Here is a 15,841-nt window from a genome sequence, read left to right on the forward strand (position 1 = left end):
AGATGAGCTTTTTTAAAAAATTAAAAGAGAAAATCACGAAACAGACAGACTCCGTCTCTGAAAAATTTAAAGATGGTCTTGAAAAAACAAGAAATTCCTTCTCAAATAAAGTGAACGAACTCGTCTCCCGCTACCGGAAGGTCGACGAGGATTTCTTCGAGGAGCTTGAGGAAGTGCTGATTGGCGCTGACGTCGGTTTTACAACCGTTATGGAGCTGATTGATGAGCTCAAAAATGAAGTGAAGCTGAAAAACATCCAGGATCCTCAGGAAGTGCAGTCCGTCATTTCTGAAAAGCTTGTCGACATTTATAACAGCGGCGACGAACAGATTTCTGAATTAAATATTCAGGACGGGCGCCTGAACGTTATTCTGCTTGTCGGGGTAAACGGCGTCGGAAAAACGACAACGATCGGAAAACTTGCCCATAAGCTGAAAAATGAAGGCAAATCCGTTGTGCTCGCTGCCGGAGACACCTTCAGAGCCGGGGCGATTGAACAGCTTGAAGTGTGGGGGGAGCGTACAGGCGTGCCTGTCATTAAACAGGCTGCCGGAAGCGACCCTGCTGCGGTTATTTATGATGCCGTACACGCGGCTAAAGCAAGAGGAGCGGATGTGCTGATTTGTGATACGGCCGGCCGCCTTCAGAATAAAGTAAACTTAATGAAAGAGCTTGAAAAAGTCAAACGCGTCATCGAACGCGAAGTGCCTGAGGCTCCGCATGAGGTTCTCCTTGCGCTGGACGCGACGACAGGCCAAAATGCGATGGCGCAGGCGAAAGAATTCTCCAAAGCGACGAATGTGACGGGTATCGCGTTAACGAAGCTTGACGGCACCGCAAAAGGCGGTATCGTCCTGGCGATCCGCAATGAGCTTCACATCCCCGTGAAACTGGTCGGCCTCGGAGAAAAGGTTGACGATCTCCAGCGGTTTGATGCAGAATCTTACGTATACGGTCTCTTTTCTGATTTAGTTGAAAAAGCCGAGGATTAATGAATAAAAAACGAGTATAAAATGGACGGTTTTATACTCGTTTTTTTATACGCATTGATAGATCGGAATGGAGGGGGCAATTGTTGGACAAATGGCTGAAAGCTGAATTGGAAAGTAAGATTGGCTCGATAAACCATATGTCGCTGTTGGATGAACAGGGAGGCACTTCAACCGTTCGAAAAATAGTGACCGGCCAAGACGCATTTCTGCTGAAAAGTTCTTTTCAACAGAAGTATCGGGAATGGTTAATGAGAGAAGCCTTCATTTTACAAAAACTGACGGAAACTCGTCGTCTGCCTGTTCCTATTTATTATGGGATGATACAGGAACAGCATGCCAGCCATATCCTAATGTCATTTGAGGATGGAATCACCCTGACTTCGGCTTTAAGAAAAGCAAAAGGGGATACTGAAAAGAAAAAGCTGATCAAAAGTTTCGGCCAGTTTCTGCAGCGGCTGCATGAAACCGAAATGGTCTCTGGTTTACAGCCGGAAACAGACTGGCTCGATCTGCAAATCAAACGAGCCGGAGAATATGTCAAAAAAGGACAGGCTGAAGGAAGTGCAGAGCTTTTGAAGGAATTGGACAGGTACAGGCCTGTTCCTGTTCAGCAGACAATGATTCACGGTGACTGCACGACTGATAATGTGCTGGTGAAAGACGGAGAGGTCTATCTGTTTATCGATGCTGCGGGAATATCGGCGGGAGATCCGCGATATGATGAATCATTAGCGATCAGTCATTTTGTCACAAATGAAGCATGCCTCAATGCTTTTTACGAAGGCTATTGCCGCTATCGTGTATCAAAACAAGAATTCGAGTATTTTAACGACGGTCTATATGAATTTTTTTTAAAAAACTTATGATGTAAAAAGAGCATCATGCTTTGACAAGATAAAAACTTGACACATGCTCTGAAACCATGTAAACTAAGTTTTTGTAAAGGGATTTGACTTAACAAAGGGGAGAGCTCAAATGTCGCTCGAAAAAACGACGAGAATGAACTATTTATTTGACTTCTATCAGTCGTTGCTGACGTCAAAACAAAAGAGCTATATGTCGCTTTATTATCTGGACGATTTCTCCCTTGGTGAAATAGCCGAAGAGTATGACGTTTCAAGGCAAGCCGTTTACGATAACATCAAACGGACTGAAGCGATGCTTGAACAATATGAAGAAAAACTGCTCCTTTTTAAAAAGTTTCAGGAGCGTAAAGAAATGTTTACAAAGCTGAAAGAGCTTGCTTCCGGGTTGCAGGAAGAGGAAAAAATGACGGCTCTGATTGAAGCGCTTGAGAAATTAGATTAGGAGGCGGCAAACAATGGCATTTGAAGGATTAGCCGACCGACTGCAAAAGACGATTTCAAAAATCCGCGGAAAAGGAAAAGTCAGCGAACAAGACGTAAAAGAGATGATGCGTGAAGTTCGTCTTGCGCTTCTTGAGGCTGACGTTAACTTTAAAGTCGTAAAGGATTTTGTGAAAAAAGTAAGTGAACGGGCTGTCGGACAGGACGTTATGCAGAGTCTGACACCCGGTCAGCAGGTTATTAAAGTCGTAAAAGAAGAGCTTACCGAGCTGATGGGCGGCGAAGAAAGCAAAATTGCCGTCGCCAAACGCCCGCCGACCGTTATTATGATGGTCGGGCTCCAAGGTGCCGGTAAAACGACAACCACGGGGAAGCTTGCCAACCTGCTGCGCAAAAAACATAACCGCAAACCGCTGCTCGTGGCTGCGGATATTTACCGCCCCGCCGCGATTAAACAGCTGGAAACACTGGGGAAACAGCTTGATATGCCGGTCTTTTCGCTTGGCGATCAGGTCAGCCCGGTGGAAATTGCCAGACAGGCGATTGAAAAAGCGAAGGAAGAGCATCATGATTATGTGATTTTAGATACCGCCGGACGGCTGCACATCGATCATGAACTGATGGATGAGCTCTCCGGCGTAAAGGAAGTCGCAAATCCTGAGGAAATTTTCCTTGTCGTCGACTCAATGACCGGCCAGGATGCGGTAAACGTCGCCAAAAGCTTTAATGACCAGCTCGGTTTAACGGGCGTCATTTTAACAAAGCTTGACGGGGATACCCGCGGAGGTGCGGCGCTTTCTATCCGCGCGGTCACCGAAACGCCGATTAAATTCGCCGGAATGGGAGAAAAGCTCGATGCTCTTGAAGCATTCCATCCTGAACGGATGGCATCCCGGATTCTCGGAATGGGTGACGTGCTGACGCTGATTGAAAAAGCTCAGGCGACCGTTGATGAAGACAAAGCCAAAGAGCTTGAGCAGAAAATGAGAACGATGAGCTTCACATTGGATGATTTTCTGGAGCAGCTCGGCCAGGTCCGAAACATGGGGCCTCTTGACGAACTGCTGCAAATGATGCCCGGCGCAGGCAAAATGAAAGGCTTAAAAAACATCCAAGTCGATGAAAAACAGCTGAATCATGTGGAAGCGATCATTAAATCAATGACTGTTCTTGAAAAAGAACAGCCGGATATCATTAACGCCAGCCGGCGGAAGCGGATTGCCAAAGGAAGCGGAACATCCGTTCAGGAAGTCAACCGTCTTTTAAAGCAGTTTGAGGAAATGAAAAAAATGATGAAGCAGATGACCAACATGACAAAAGGGAAGAAAAAAGGCTTTAAATTACCTTTTATGTAATCGGTTATACATGATAAAACCGTTGTTAAGAAAAAACACTTTACAAACACTTTTATCATTGTTAATATACTATCTTGTTGAAATATTTTCGGAGGTGCTAGTAAAATGGCAGTAAAAATTCGTTTAAAACGTATGGGAGCAAAAAAATCTCCTTTCTATCGTATTGTTGTAGCAGATTCTCGTTCACCGCGTGACGGCCGTTTCATCGAAACAGTCGGCACATACAACCCGGTTGCAAAGCCGGCTGAAGTGAAAATCAACGAAGAGCTTGCTCTTAAATGGCTTCAAACAGGAGCTAAACCTTCTGATACAGTCCGCAACTTGTTCTCAAGCCAAGGAATTATGGAAAAATTCCACAACGCTAAACAAAGCAAGTAATGACTGATCAGAACTTGGAAGATTTGATTGTCAGCATTGTGGCTCCGCTTGTCGACCATCCGGAAGACATAACGGTCACAAAGGAAGAGACTGATCAAAAGATTGCGCTGCGCTTATCTGTCAATAAGTCAGATACCGGTAAGATTATCGGAAAGCAAGGCCGGACTGCAAGAGCGATTCGAACCGTCGTTTTTGCAGCTGGCGCACAGTCTTCTAAGAAAGTTCAATTTGAAATATTTGACTGAAAAAGGGAGAGGGCCGGCACCTCCCCTTTTTTTACACGTAAAAAAGGCAAATGAACAGAAATATGTTGGAAGAGTGGGGAGTCTGGTCCTATGCAGATTATTCACAGGGTAACCGTTATGCAGGTTCTGACCGAGCAAAGCAAGGAAAAGCTTTTGGCCTCTTTTGCAGAAAAAAAGCAAACGCTTGAACGAGAATGCAGCCAGCTCTATTTTCAGCTTAGAAAACATGAAAAAGATCAGCAGAATCCCGATGTAGCGGAATCTTTTAAAAAAGCCATTGAAAAAAGACAAGACAAAATCAAAATGATCGATTTCCAAATAAGCCAGACAGAGTCGCTCCCGCTTGGAAGCGAAGTGAAGGAAAAGGAGATCGATGCGCTGCTTTCAATCAACGTCGGTGATAACTGGCATGAAAAAACAGCGGCAAATACCATCGTCATAAAAGACGGGGTAGTAATTGAAATCCGCCCGAGGTGATAATATGACAAACAGATGGTTTAATGTAGGCAAAATTGTAAATACCCACGGCATTAAAGGCGAAGTGCGGGTCATTTCTAAAACGGACTTTGCCGAAGAACGGTACAAGCCCGGCAATACGCTTTATTTGTTTGCGGAAGGGGCTGCGGAGCCAATCAAAGTAACGGTCAGCGCCCACAGGCTTCACAAGCAGTTTCACCTGCTGCAATTCAAAGAAATGCCGAGTCTCAATGAAGTCGAACACCTAAGAAACATGGTGATCAAAGTCCCTGAAGAAGACTTGGGAGAGCTTGAAGAAGATGAGTTTTATTTTCATGAAATCATCGGCTGCGAGGTTGTGTCAGAAGACGGGGAACTGATCGGCACAGTGAAGGAAATCTTGACGCCCGGGGCTAATGACGTATGGGTGGTTGCAAGAAAAGGCAAAAAAGATGCGCTCATTCCGTATATTGCTTCTGTGGTAAAGGATATTAATATAAATGAGAAGAAAATTAAGATTCATGTAATGGAAGGGTTAATAGACGAATGAAAATCGACTTTTTAACACTGTTTCCCGAAATGTTTCAAGGGGTGCTCGGCTCATCCATTCTGCAAAAAGCACAGGAAAAAGAGGCTGTCCGTTTTGACGTCATCAATTTCCGCACTTTTTCGGATAATAAACACCAAACGGTTGATGATTACCCGTACGGCGGGGGAGCCGGGATGGTGTTAAAGCCGCAGCCTGTATTTGATGCGGTTGAAAAGCTGACAGCCGGTACGGACGCCAAGCCGCGCATTATCCTCGTCTGCCCGCAAGGTGAGCGTTATACGCAGAAGAAAGCCGAGGAGCTGGCGGAAGAGGAGCATCTCATGTTTATTTGCGGACATTATGAAGGGTATGATGAACGGATTCGGGAACATCTTGTCACTGATGAAATCTCCATCGGGGATTTTGTGCTGACCGGGGGAGAGCTCCCTGCCATGATGATCGCTGACAGCGTTGTCAGGCTTTTGCCGGGCGTCCTCGGAAAAGAAGCATCCCACGTGGAGGATTCCTTCAGCACGGGGCTTTTAGAGCATCCGCACTATACGAGGCCAGCAGATTATAAAGGCTTAAAAGTGCCTGAGACCCTTCTGTCCGGCAACCATGCCAAAATACAAGAATGGCGCAATAAAGAATCAATCAGAAGAACCTTTTTAAGACGTCCGGATCTTCTTGAAAACTATCCTCTCACTGATGAGCAAAGAAAATGGATTTCCGAGTGGGAAAACGAATAGATTCTATTGCGCAGGCGATGAAGATATGATAAGATACTACTTGTGGCTTAAGGAGGCTTATCCTTCAGAAGCTTGAAAACGATGTTCCGCTGTGCCTTGCAGTTGTGGCCAAGAGCATCTGTTGGAAGGAGTTGAAAACGATGCAAAAACTAATTCAAGATATCACAAAAGAACAGCTTCGCACTGATCTTCCTGCGTTCCGTCCTGGTGACACTTTACGTGTACACGTAAAAGTTGTTGAGGGTAACCGTGAGCGTATCCAGATCTTCGAAGGTGTTGTGATCAAGCGTCGTGGTGGTGGAATCAGCGAAACGTTCACAGTTCGTAAGATTTCTTACGGTGTTGGCGTTGAACGTACATTCCCTGTACACACACCAAAAATCGCGAAAATCGAAGTTGTACGTTACGGTAAAGTACGTCGCGCTAAGCTTTACTACCTGCGTGAACTTCGCGGAAAAGCGGCTCGTATTAAAGAAATCAGACGATAATGATAACGAACGAAAAGAGCTTGTTACCCGTAACAGGCTCTTTTTTTATATGAAATTTGTAAAAGCAGAACAAGCAACGTAAAATACATAAGAGATCATCGGAACATCCGGTTCCGGTAAATAAGGCAGGTGTCGAAGTCACATGACCATTCAATGGTTCCCAGGCCATATGGCTAAAGCGAGACGGGAAGTAACAGAAAAACTGAAATTAATTGATATCGTATACGAATTGGTGGATGCGAGAATCCCGATGTCATCGAGAAATCCGATGATTGAGGAGATTTTAAAAAATAAGCCGCGCATTATGCTTTTAAATAAAGCCGATAAGGCGGATGCGGCTGTGACTGCCCAGTGGAAGGACCACTTTCAGGAACAGGGCATTCCCTCTCTTTCAATAAACTCCGTTAACGGGCAGGGACTGCATCAAATCGTGCCGTCCTCAAAAGAGCTGCTGAAAGATAAGTTCGATAAAATGAAAGCAAAAGGCATTAGGCCAAGAGCAATCCGCGCATTAATCATCGGCATTCCGAATGTCGGCAAGTCTACTCTCATTAACCGGCTGGCCAAGAAAAACATTGCCAAGACGGGAGACAGGCCCGGCATTACCACTTCACAGCAGTGGGTAAAGGTAGGCAAGGAATTAGAGCTGCTCGATACACCGGGAATTTTATGGCCTAAATTTGAAGATGAGCTTGTCGGCTTGCGCCTGGCGATCACCGGGGCGATTAAAGATACGATTATCAACCTGCAGGATGTGGCCGTCTTCGGGCTGCGCTTTCTGGAAGAGCATTATCCCGACCGCTTGAAGGAGCGCTACGGACTTCAGGAAATCCCTGAGGATATCGCCGCTCTTTTCGACGCGATCGGTGAAAAACGCGGCTGTTTGATGGGCGGCGGAATGGTTGACTATGATAAAACAACGGAAGTCATCATTCGGGACATCCGGACGGAAAAATTCGGCAGGCTTTCATTTGAAACACCATCAGAATAAAGACGCGCAGCGATGCGGGTCTTTATTTTTTCCGCAGAATACCGATATACATAATGTAAGGGAGAAGAGAACGTGAATACATTAACCGTAAAAAGCGTAAAAGAACGCCTGCAAGAGGTCAGGGACGAAAGCGACCCCTTCCTTGCCCAATGTGAGAAAGACCCGAGAAAAAGCGTACAGACGCTTTTAGAGCAATGGCTGAAAAAGCACGCGAAGGAAAAAGCTCTTAAAGAGCAATGGCTGAACATGACGGCATACGAAAGACTGTCATCCAAAAAGGGCTTCCGCCTGATTGCGGGTGTTGACGAAGCCGGAAGAGGGCCGCTTGCCGGACCGGTTGTCGCCGGCGCCGTCATTTTGCCGGCAGAATGCGAGATTCTCGGTCTCACGGACTCGAAGAAATTGTCGGAAAAGAAGCTCGAGGAGTATTACAGCCGGATCACGGAAGAAGCGGCGGCTGTAGGAGTCGGCATTGTCCATGCGGACGTCATTGACCGGATCAACATTTATGAGGCTGCGAGACTGGCGATGGTAAAAGCCGTCAATGCTTTAACGGAAACACCTGATTATCTGCTTGTTGATGCCATGACCCTTCCGCTTGACATTCCGCAGTCATCAGTTATAAAAGGGGATGCCAAAAGCGTGTCAATTGCCGCCGGAGCCTGCATAGCAAAAGTAACGCGGGACCGTCTCATGGCTGAGTACGCCAAAACCTATCCCATGTACGGCTTTGAAAAAAATAAAGGCTACGGAACGAAAGAACATCTTGAAGCTCTTCAGGCATACGGACCGACAACTATTCACCGAAAAACGTTCGCTCCCGTTCAATCTTATTGTTAGAAAAGAGGCTTAAGACATGAACATAAGCGGCGAAATCCAAGCGGCTTTCAGACAGCTGACGGCGGAAATCCCTCAGGACCGGCAAGACGGCGGTAAAGACAGCGGCGCTCAAAGGCTGCTGTTAGGGAAGGTTCTCCGTTTGCTGGACGATCAAAGCGCTCTTATCCAAATCGGCGGCCGGACGATGCAGGGAAAACTTGAAACCGCCCTTCGTCCGCAGGCGTATTACTGGTTTTCTTATGACAAACAGCCGGCGGAAAAAACGGGCCGGCTTCATGTCATCGACCAATTCGAAGGAAGCCCGAAAACCGTTCAGGAAGCGGCGGGAAGACTGTTAAACGCTCTTTCCGTCAAACCAGGCCCTGTGTCTCTGAAGATTGCCGAAACATTTATGCAGCAGAAGCTGCCCATGACGGAAAACAGCCTCAAAGCCTGTATCCGCTGGGCTGAATCGCTTCCGGCCGCCGAATTGAAAAAAGCGGCGGAAACAATCGTATTTGCGCTGAAACGGGAACTGCCCGCACATCCGGAAGTCTTGTCAGCCATTCATGCCGTTAAATATCCGGTTCCGACCCGGCGCCTCCTCTCAGGACTGCTTCAGGCAATCAATCAGGCTCCGCAATCGGCAAAAGAGCTGTCTGTGCTCAAAGAGGCGGTTTCTGACGTGTTAAACGCGGAAACGGATCTACATGCAGAACGTCTCTTGAAGAAGCTTGCCGAGGCTGCACGCATGCCGATCTCAGAAACAGGGCTGATGGATGAAGGAGAACGGACGGAATCAAAACAATCACCATTTGTCCGAGAGACTCGTGAAAACGAAAAGGCAGTCTCAAGCCAACCTTCTCCTCCGAGTGCACGGACAAATCCGGAACTGCCTGAAAAAACGGCAAAACAGATTATAGAGAAATTAATGACATCGGCAGAAGAAACTGAAAACCGTCCCGTAAAAGTAACGGCGGAGATCATTAAGGCTTTCATTTCTCAAGAAAGAACATTGAAAACAACACCTGTTCTTCAAAACGCACATCTGACAGAACAGGAGGCGGCTGTTTTCGAAAAAGCCGTTCAGCTCACCGAATTGAAATATGCGGAAAAACATGATGTATTAAGCCTTTTGCAGAAAATCAAAAAAGGACTGGGCACCCGTGATGAATTATCATTCATTACAGCGCTTGAAAAAGGCGTGTCTCCGCAGCCGGAGAAACAAGCGCTGAAAACAGCCCTCCAAGCCGTCCGGACGCTTCAAGAAGCGCCCCAATCCGTTAAACAAGAGGCGGAACCGCTTATTCATAAATTAAACGGCCAGCTGTTTATTGAGCAGCATAACCCTTCTTTTACGCAGATGGTGCTGTCATTTCCGCTGGGAGCGTCCGCGTATGAGAATGATATCACAGTTCTCTTTAAAGGACGGAAGAAGCCGGACGGAAAACTCGATCCGTCACATTGCAGGCTCCTGTTTTTGCTGCATCTTGAAACACTGCAAGAAACCGTTGTGGACTGCATGATTCAGCAAAATGTAATGACCATTACGGTTGAGACTGATTTTGAGCTTCAGGCGGCCATCGACCCTCTCGTACCGGCTTTAAAAGAAGCCGTAAAAGAAACAGGCTTCAGCCTGTCAGGCGTCACGTCTAAAAAACGGCGCCCGAAAGACCAGAGCGCTCTTGTGGAAGAGTTTATAGAAAAAGACGGCGGAAGAAAAGTGGATGTGAAAATATGAAAGAGCAAACGCCGTTAAGAAGAGCTGTCGCCCTGCATTACGACCGGCAGAAAGACCAAGTCCCGAAGGTTGTCGCAACAGGCAGGGGGCACGTGGCGGAAAATATTATAAAAGAAGCTGAGAAGGCTGGGGTCCCCATTCAGGAAGACAGAACCCTTGTCGAATTAATGCGCCATTTGACGGTTGACGATCAGATACCGGAGGCGCTTTATGAAACCGTTGCCGAAATTTTTTCATTTGTTTACAGACTGGACGAAACCCTGAAAAACGAAAAATAAGGACCATTCATTTCCCGGACTCCGTTTAAATTTATATTTTCAATAAAATAAAAGTTAGAATGTTTGGAAGGATATAAAGATTTTGTTTTGAACCCTAGACAATTCTTCCAGTATTATATAGAATGAAAGCGCAGTCTATTTTTAGTTTTGCTACATAAGTTAGGAGGATGGGAAATGAATATCCATGAGTACCAGGGAAAAGAAGTCCTCAGAAAATACGGGGTGTCTGTTCCTGAAGGTAAAGTGGCTTTTACAGCAGAGGAAGCAGTTGAAAAAGCAGAGAGCCTGTCAAGCTCGGTTTATGTCGTAAAGGCGCAAATCCATGCTGGCGGCCGCGGCAAAGCTGGTGGGGTAAAGATTGCAAAAACAAAAGATGAAGTGAAAGAGTATGCCGAAGAACTGTTAGGCAAGACGCTCGTCACACATCAAACGGGTCCGGACGGACAAGTAATAAAACGCTTACTTATTGAAGAAGGCTGCGATATTAAAAAGGAATACTATGTCGGGCTTGTACTTGACCGCGCTACTTCAAGAATCGTTTTAATGGCGTCTGAAGAAGGCGGAACGGAGATTGAAGAAGTAGCGGAAAAAACACCTGAAAAAATCAAAAAAGCGGTAATTGATCCGGCTGTCGGCCTTCAGGGCTATCAGGCCAGGGAAATTGCATTCGCAATTAACATCCCGAAAGAGCTTGTCGGCAAAGCCGCTAAATTTATGCTCGGTTTATATAAAGCATTTGTTGAGAAGGACTGCTCCATCGCCGAGATCAACCCTCTCGTCGTTACGGGGGATGGAAACGTCATGGCGCTGGATGCTAAGCTGAACTTCGACAGCAATGCGTTATACAGACAAAAAGACATTATGGAATACAGAGATTTAGATGAAGAAGATCCGAAAGAAATCGAAGCGTCAAAATACGATTTAAGCTACATTTCCCTTGATGGAAATATCGGCTGTATGGTAAACGGCGCGGGTCTTGCAATGTCTACAATGGATATCATTAAACACTACGGCGGAGAACCTGCAAACTTCCTTGATGTCGGGGGCGGCGCAACCGCAGAAAAAGTTACGGAAGCTTTTAAAATCATTCTTTCCGATCAAAACGTAAAAGGAATTTTCGTTAATATTTTCGGAGGCATCATGAAGTGTGATGTCATCGCCGAGGGCGTTGTTGAAGCGACGAGACAAGTCGGATTGACATTGCCGCTGGTCGTGCGCCTTGAAGGGACAAACGTAGATTTAGGAAAGAAAATCCTGAATGAATCAGGCTTAAACATCACATCTGCGGAATCAATGGCAGACGGCGCACAGAAAATCGTATCCTTAGTTTAGGAAAGAATGAAAGGCAGGGGACCAGATAATGAGTGTTTTTATCAATAAAGATACAAGAGTTATTGTACAGGGGATTACAGGTTCTACCGCTTTATTTCATACAAAGCAGATGCTGGAATACGGCACGAATATCGTTGGCGGTGTAACACCTGGAAAAGGCGGAACGGAAGCGGAAGGCGTACCGGTATTCAATACGGTCGCAGAAGCGGTTCATACAACGGGCGCTGATGCGTCAGTTATTTACGTTCCGGCTCCGTTTGCGGCGGACGCAATTATGGAAGCGGTTGACGCGGAAATTGATCTTGTCATTTGTATCACTGAGCACATTCCGGTTTTGGACATGGTGAAAGTGAAGCGCTTTATGGAAGGCAAGAAAACGAGATTAATAGGGCCGAACTGCCCGGGTGTTATTACACCTGAAGAATGCAAGATCGGCATTATGCCGGGATACATTCATAAAAAGGGTCATGTAGGCGTTGTATCCCGTTCAGGAACATTAACATACGAGGCCGTCCATCAGCTTTCAGAAGCCGGCGTAGGCCAATCTACCGCTGTAGGGATCGGCGGCGATCCGGTCAACGGCACGAACTTTATTGACGTGTTAAAAGCGTTCAATGAAGATCCAGAAACACATGCCGTCATCATGATCGGAGAAATCGGCGGCACAGCTGAAGAAGAAGCGGCTGAGTGGGTGAAAGCGAACATGACGAAGCCTGTTGTCGGCTTTATCGGCGGTAAAACCGCGCCTCCGGGAAAACGCATGGGCCATGCGGGCGCCATCATCTCCGGAGGAAAAGGCACGGCAGAAGAAAAAGTCAAAACGATGAACGCCTGCGGAATTGAAGTCGCGGAAACCCCTTCTGTAATGGGTGAAACGCTGATTAAGGTGTTAAAAGAAAAAGGCTTATTTGAAACGTGCAAAACGCACTGATCGAAGCAGGGGCAGCCGTAACGGCTGTTCCTGTTTTTGCTGAAAAAAAGAGGAGGTTTCCAGATTTGGATCAAGCATCGCGCTGTTTAATGGTCTGCAGTATTAATCAAATCATTTCCCCGTCTCTTCTATTAAAATGGTGGAAAGCTGATCACTCTCTGTCTTTTTTACCGGATCCGCATCCATTAACTGTTTTATCAGAAGGGAAAACAGCCCCGGAAGCAATTTTTCGGGAAATAAAGCGCAAGAATTCGGAACTTGATGAAGTTCTGTCCGATTACCGCCGCGAAGGCATTACTGTCATTCCGATTTCATCAAGCCGCTATCCAACATGGCTTAAAGCGATTTATGATCCGCCGGCTGTCTTGTATGCAAAAGGGAACACGCTGCTTCTTGAAAAAGGCAGAAAAATCGGGATTGTAGGAACGCGGAAACCGACGGAAGACGGAATAAAAGCGGTTGGGCATCTTTCCGCCGAACTCTCAAAAAAAGGCTGGGTCATTGTAAGCGGGCTTGCATCCGGTATAGACGGATTGTCTCATAAGGCGAGCATCAGGGCAAAAGGGCTTACGATCGGCGTGATAGCCGGCGGATTCCATCACATCTATCCCCGGGAAAATCTCCTGTTAGCAGAATACATGGCTGAACACCATCTCCTACTCTCAGAACATCCTCCTGAAACAAAGCCGAAAAAATGGCACTTTCCGATGAGAAACCGCATAATCAGCGGACTAAGTGAAGGGATTGTGGTCGTGCAGGGAAAAGAAAAAAGCGGTTCATTAATCACAGCTTACCAGGCTCTCGATCAAGGCAGAGAGGTATTTGCCGTTCCGGGTTCCATATTTAATCCATATTCCGGAGGACCTATAAAACTCATTCAAGAAGGGGCGAAAGCTGTATTATGCGCAGAGGATATTGACGGAGAGCTGACCGCCCGATGCGTTCAGTATACGGAACCCTTTTGAAATATCGTTTGACAAACGGTATTGTAATATTTAATAATAGTGAGGATTTAAAGTTGCACATTATTTTCATGTATAAAATGACGTTCATCATAAAGAATGGAATGTTGAAAGCCATAAAAAGGCAGCTCTAAAATAAATTGATACTTGAAAAGAGAGAGAACACCTCTTGAGGGGGATGAAAATGTCTGATTATCTAGTCATCGTGGAATCGCCGGCAAAGGCGAAAACGATTGAACGTTATTTAGGGAAGAAATATAAAGTCAAAGCTTCAATGGGACATGTCCGGGATCTTCCGAAAAGTCAAATGGGAGTTGACATCGAACAGAACTTTGAACCGAAATATATTACGATCCGCGGAAAAGGCCCTGTTTTAAAAGAATTAAAAACAGCGGCAAAGAAAGCAAAAAAAGTCTATCTCGCGGCCGACCCCGACAGAGAAGGGGAAGCGATTGCATGGCATCTCGCACACAGCCTTGATCTGGATCTCAGCTCGGACTGCCGGGTCGTCTTTAATGAAATAACGAAAGACGCCATTAAAGAATCATTTAAACATCCGCGCATGATTAATATGGATCTTGTCGATGCGCAGCAGGCGCGCCGCATATTAGACAGACTTGTCGGATACAAAATCAGCCCGATTCTTTGGAAAAAAGTAAAAAAAGGCCTCAGTGCGGGCCGTGTGCAATCCGTTGCGCTCCGGCTGATCATCGACCGGGAAAAGGAAATCAATGACTTTAAACCTGAAGAGTACTGGACGATTACCGGCTCATTTTTAAAAGGAAAAGAGACGTTTGAAGCCGGATTTTTCGGAAAAAACGGCAAAAAGCTTCCTTTAAAAAGCGAAGAAGACGTAAAAGCCATCCTTGCTCAGCTGAAAGGCAATAAGTATACAGTTGACAAGGTTACGAAAAAAGAGCGCAAACGAAATCCCGCTCTGCCGTTTACAACGTCCACTCTGCAGCAGGAGGCTGCAAGAAAGCTGAATTTCAGGGCGAAGAAAACGATGATGATCGCGCAGCAATTATATGAAGGAATTGATCTCGGCAAAGAAGGGACAGTCGGGCTCATCACGTATATGAGAACGGACTCAACGCGGATTTCCAATACAGCCGTTGAAGAAGCGTCAGCTTTTATTGATCAGGCGTACGGAAAAGAGTACTTAGCGGGAAAACGGAAACCGGCAAAGAAAAATGAAAACGCTCAAGATGCCCACGAAGCGATCCGCCCGACTTCGGTGCTCAGAAAACCTGCCGACTTAAAAGCGGTGCTTGGAAGAGACCAGCTCAGATTATATAAGCTGATTTGGGAGCGCTTTGTTGCAAGCCAGATGGCGCCTGCCGTCCTTGATACGATGAGCGTCGATCTCAGCAATAACGGATTGACATTCCGGGCAAACGGAAGTAAAGTCAAATTCGCCGGCTTCATGAAAGTCTATGTAGAGGGTAAAGACGATCAGCTGGAAGAAAAAGACCGCATGCTTCCGGACCTTAAAGAGGGAGACACGGTTTTATCGAAAGATATTGAGCCTGAGCAGCACTTTACTCAGCCGCCTCCGCGTTATACAGAGGCGCGCCTGGTTAAAACGCTTGAAGAACTGGGGATCGGCCGTCCTTCGACATATGCGCCGACTCTTGACACCATCCAGCGCCGCGGTTACGTGGGATTAGACAATAAACGGTTTGTGCCGACTGAGCTTGGGCAGATCGTGCTGGATCTTATCATGGAGTTTTTCCCGGAAATCATTAACGTTGAATTCACGGCTAAGATGGAAAGAGACCTTGACCATGTTGAAGATGGCCAGACAGAATGGGTTCAAATCATTGACAGCTTCTATACTGATTTCGAAAAACGCGTGAAAAAAGCGGAAGCCGAAATGAAAGAAGTGGAAATTGAACCTGAATACGCCGATGAAGATTGTGAGTTATGCGGCTCCCGGATGGTTTATAAAATGGGCCGATACGGCAAATTTATGGCGTGCTCCAACTTCCCTGACTGCCGGAATACAAAACCGATTGTCAAACAAATCGGCGTAAAATGCCCTAAGTGCCATGAAGGAAACATTGTCGAACGAAAATCAAAAAAGAAACGCGTCTTTTACGGCTGTGACCGTTATCCTGAATGCGACTTCGTATCTTGGGACAAACCGATTGAACGAAAATGCCCGAAATGTGAAAATATGCTCGTAGAGAAAAAGCTTAAAAAAGGGATACAAGTCCAATGCGTCGAATGCGATTATAAGGAAGAACCACAGAAGTAGCGGTGAGCAGAGCCTTGCTCACCTTCTT

The 15,841-nt window shown here is 46.2% G+C and carries 18 protein-coding genes; all 18 read left to right on the forward strand.

Going from position 1 to position 15,841, the window contains the following annotated elements; all coding sequences use genetic code 11:
- Positions 1-2 precede the first annotated feature (2 nt).
- The 18 genes from ftsY to topA all read left to right on the forward strand — a co-directional run bounded on the left by ftsY (position 3) and on the right by topA (position 15,813).
- Positions 3-992, forward strand: coding sequence for a signal recognition particle-docking protein FtsY (ftsY, locus tag SB724_RS03570; protein WP_038457996.1), 990 nt, complete (start codon positions 3-5; stop codon positions 990-992).
- Positions 993-1,075: 83 nt separating this feature from the next.
- Positions 1,076-1,858 carry a phosphotransferase family protein gene (locus SB724_RS03575; protein ID WP_410570115.1) on the forward strand — a complete coding sequence of 261 codons (783 nt, stop codon included), beginning with the start codon at positions 1,076-1,078 and terminating at the stop codon, positions 1,856-1,858.
- 109 nt (positions 1,859-1,967) lie between these two features.
- Positions 1,968-2,300: a putative DNA-binding protein gene (locus tag SB724_RS03580; RefSeq protein WP_003154299.1), complete on the forward strand. Its 333-nt coding sequence runs from the start codon at positions 1,968-1,970 to the stop codon at positions 2,298-2,300.
- A 13-nt stretch (positions 2,301-2,313) separates the two neighbouring features.
- Positions 2,314-3,654 carry a signal recognition particle protein gene (gene ffh, locus SB724_RS03585; protein WP_007409763.1) on the forward strand — a complete coding sequence of 447 codons (1,341 nt, stop codon included), beginning with the start codon at positions 2,314-2,316 and terminating at the stop codon, positions 3,652-3,654.
- 105 nt (positions 3,655-3,759) lie between these two features.
- Complete coding sequence (gene rpsP, locus SB724_RS03590; RefSeq protein WP_410570118.1) at positions 3,760-4,032, forward strand: 30S ribosomal protein S16; 273 nt, start codon at positions 3,760-3,762, stop codon at positions 4,030-4,032.
- Complete coding sequence (locus SB724_RS03595) at positions 4,032-4,277, forward strand: KH domain-containing protein (protein ID WP_007611392.1); 246 nt, start codon at positions 4,032-4,034, stop codon at positions 4,275-4,277. The genes rpsP and SB724_RS03595 overlap by 1 nt, the downstream gene beginning before the upstream one ends.
- 90 nt (positions 4,278-4,367) lie before the next feature.
- The gene (locus tag SB724_RS03600; RefSeq protein WP_003154291.1) at positions 4,368-4,754 is read left to right on the forward strand and encodes a YlqD family protein; all 387 of its coding nucleotides are present in this window, start codon (positions 4,368-4,370) and stop codon (positions 4,752-4,754) included.
- 4 nt (positions 4,755-4,758) lie between these two features.
- Complete coding sequence (gene rimM / locus SB724_RS03605) at positions 4,759-5,283, forward strand: ribosome maturation factor RimM (protein ID WP_003154290.1); 525 nt, start codon at positions 4,759-4,761, stop codon at positions 5,281-5,283.
- Entirely contained in the window at positions 5,280-6,011 is a 732-nt protein-coding gene (gene trmD / locus SB724_RS03610; protein WP_410570120.1) for a tRNA (guanosine(37)-N1)-methyltransferase TrmD, read from the forward strand. The genes rimM and trmD overlap by 4 nt, the downstream gene beginning before the upstream one ends.
- Before the next feature lie 140 nt (positions 6,012-6,151).
- Positions 6,152-6,499 (forward strand): 50S ribosomal protein L19, encoded by a 348-nt coding sequence (gene rplS, locus SB724_RS03615; protein ID WP_003154288.1) that lies wholly within the window; start codon positions 6,152-6,154, stop codon positions 6,497-6,499.
- 142 nt (positions 6,500-6,641) lie between these two features.
- Entirely contained in the window at positions 6,642-7,490 is an 849-nt protein-coding gene (ylqF, locus tag SB724_RS03620; RefSeq protein ID WP_007611396.1) for a ribosome biogenesis GTPase YlqF, read from the forward strand.
- 72 nt (positions 7,491-7,562) lie between these two features.
- Complete coding sequence (locus tag SB724_RS03625; protein ID WP_007611398.1) at positions 7,563-8,330, forward strand: ribonuclease HII; 768 nt, start codon at positions 7,563-7,565, stop codon at positions 8,328-8,330.
- Between the two features lie 16 nt (positions 8,331-8,346).
- Positions 8,347-10,050: a glycosyl transferase gene (locus SB724_RS03630; RefSeq protein ID WP_410570122.1), complete on the forward strand. Its 1,704-nt coding sequence runs from the start codon at positions 8,347-8,349 to the stop codon at positions 10,048-10,050.
- A complete protein-coding gene (locus SB724_RS03635; RefSeq protein WP_014417762.1) occupies positions 10,047-10,328 on the forward strand; it encodes a FlhB-like flagellar biosynthesis protein in 282 nt (93 codons plus the stop codon). The genes SB724_RS03630 and SB724_RS03635 overlap by 4 nt, the downstream gene beginning before the upstream one ends.
- Positions 10,329-10,502: 174 nt before the next feature.
- Entirely contained in the window at positions 10,503-11,660 is a 1,158-nt protein-coding gene (gene sucC / locus SB724_RS03640) for an ADP-forming succinate--CoA ligase subunit beta (RefSeq protein WP_003154283.1), read from the forward strand.
- A 28-nt stretch (positions 11,661-11,688) separates the two neighbouring features.
- Complete coding sequence (sucD, locus tag SB724_RS03645; RefSeq protein ID WP_003154281.1) at positions 11,689-12,591, forward strand: succinate--CoA ligase subunit alpha; 903 nt, start codon at positions 11,689-11,691, stop codon at positions 12,589-12,591.
- Positions 12,592-12,656: 65 nt separating this feature from the next.
- The gene (gene dprA / locus SB724_RS03650; RefSeq protein ID WP_265971961.1) at positions 12,657-13,556 is read left to right on the forward strand and encodes a DNA-processing protein DprA; all 900 of its coding nucleotides are present in this window, start codon (positions 12,657-12,659) and stop codon (positions 13,554-13,556) included.
- 181 nt (positions 13,557-13,737) lie between these two features.
- Complete coding sequence (topA, locus tag SB724_RS03655) at positions 13,738-15,813, forward strand: type I DNA topoisomerase (RefSeq protein ID WP_285001868.1); 2,076 nt, start codon at positions 13,738-13,740, stop codon at positions 15,811-15,813.
- Positions 15,814-15,841 lie beyond the last annotated feature (28 nt).

It is taken from the genome of Bacillus sp. SIMBA_031 (assembly GCF_046535225.1).
GTDB lineage: Bacteria > Bacillota > Bacilli > Bacillales > Bacillaceae > Bacillus > Bacillus velezensis.

Excerpts from the sequence above, each read along its gene's own strand:
- ftsY (WP_038457996.1), top strand. The coding sequence starts at position 3 with ATGAGCTTTTTTAAAAAATTAAAAGAGAAAATCACGAAACAGACAGAC.
- SB724_RS03580 (WP_003154299.1), top strand. The coding sequence starts at position 1,968 with ATGTCGCTCGAAAAAACGACGAGAATGAACTATTTATTTGACTTCTAT.
- ffh (WP_007409763.1), top strand. The coding sequence starts at position 2,314 with ATGGCATTTGAAGGATTAGCCGACCGACTGCAAAAGACGATTTCAAAA.
- rpsP (WP_410570118.1), top strand. The coding sequence starts at position 3,760 with ATGGCAGTAAAAATTCGTTTAAAACGTATGGGAGCAAAAAAATCTCCT.
- SB724_RS03595 (WP_007611392.1), top strand. The coding sequence starts at position 4,032 with ATGACTGATCAGAACTTGGAAGATTTGATTGTCAGCATTGTGGCTCCG.
- SB724_RS03600 (WP_003154291.1), top strand. The coding sequence starts at position 4,368 with ATGCAGATTATTCACAGGGTAACCGTTATGCAGGTTCTGACCGAGCAA.
- rimM (WP_003154290.1), top strand. The coding sequence starts at position 4,759 with ATGACAAACAGATGGTTTAATGTAGGCAAAATTGTAAATACCCACGGC.
- trmD (WP_410570120.1), top strand. The coding sequence starts at position 5,280 with ATGAAAATCGACTTTTTAACACTGTTTCCCGAAATGTTTCAAGGGGTG.
- rplS (WP_003154288.1), top strand. The coding sequence starts at position 6,152 with ATGCAAAAACTAATTCAAGATATCACAAAAGAACAGCTTCGCACTGAT.
- ylqF (WP_007611396.1), top strand. The coding sequence starts at position 6,642 with ATGACCATTCAATGGTTCCCAGGCCATATGGCTAAAGCGAGACGGGAA.
- SB724_RS03630 (WP_410570122.1), top strand. The coding sequence starts at position 8,347 with ATGAACATAAGCGGCGAAATCCAAGCGGCTTTCAGACAGCTGACGGCG.
- SB724_RS03635 (WP_014417762.1), top strand. The coding sequence starts at position 10,047 with ATGAAAGAGCAAACGCCGTTAAGAAGAGCTGTCGCCCTGCATTACGAC.
- sucC (WP_003154283.1), top strand. The coding sequence starts at position 10,503 with ATGAATATCCATGAGTACCAGGGAAAAGAAGTCCTCAGAAAATACGGG.
- sucD (WP_003154281.1), top strand. The coding sequence starts at position 11,689 with ATGAGTGTTTTTATCAATAAAGATACAAGAGTTATTGTACAGGGGATT.
- topA (WP_285001868.1), top strand. The coding sequence starts at position 13,738 with ATGTCTGATTATCTAGTCATCGTGGAATCGCCGGCAAAGGCGAAAACG.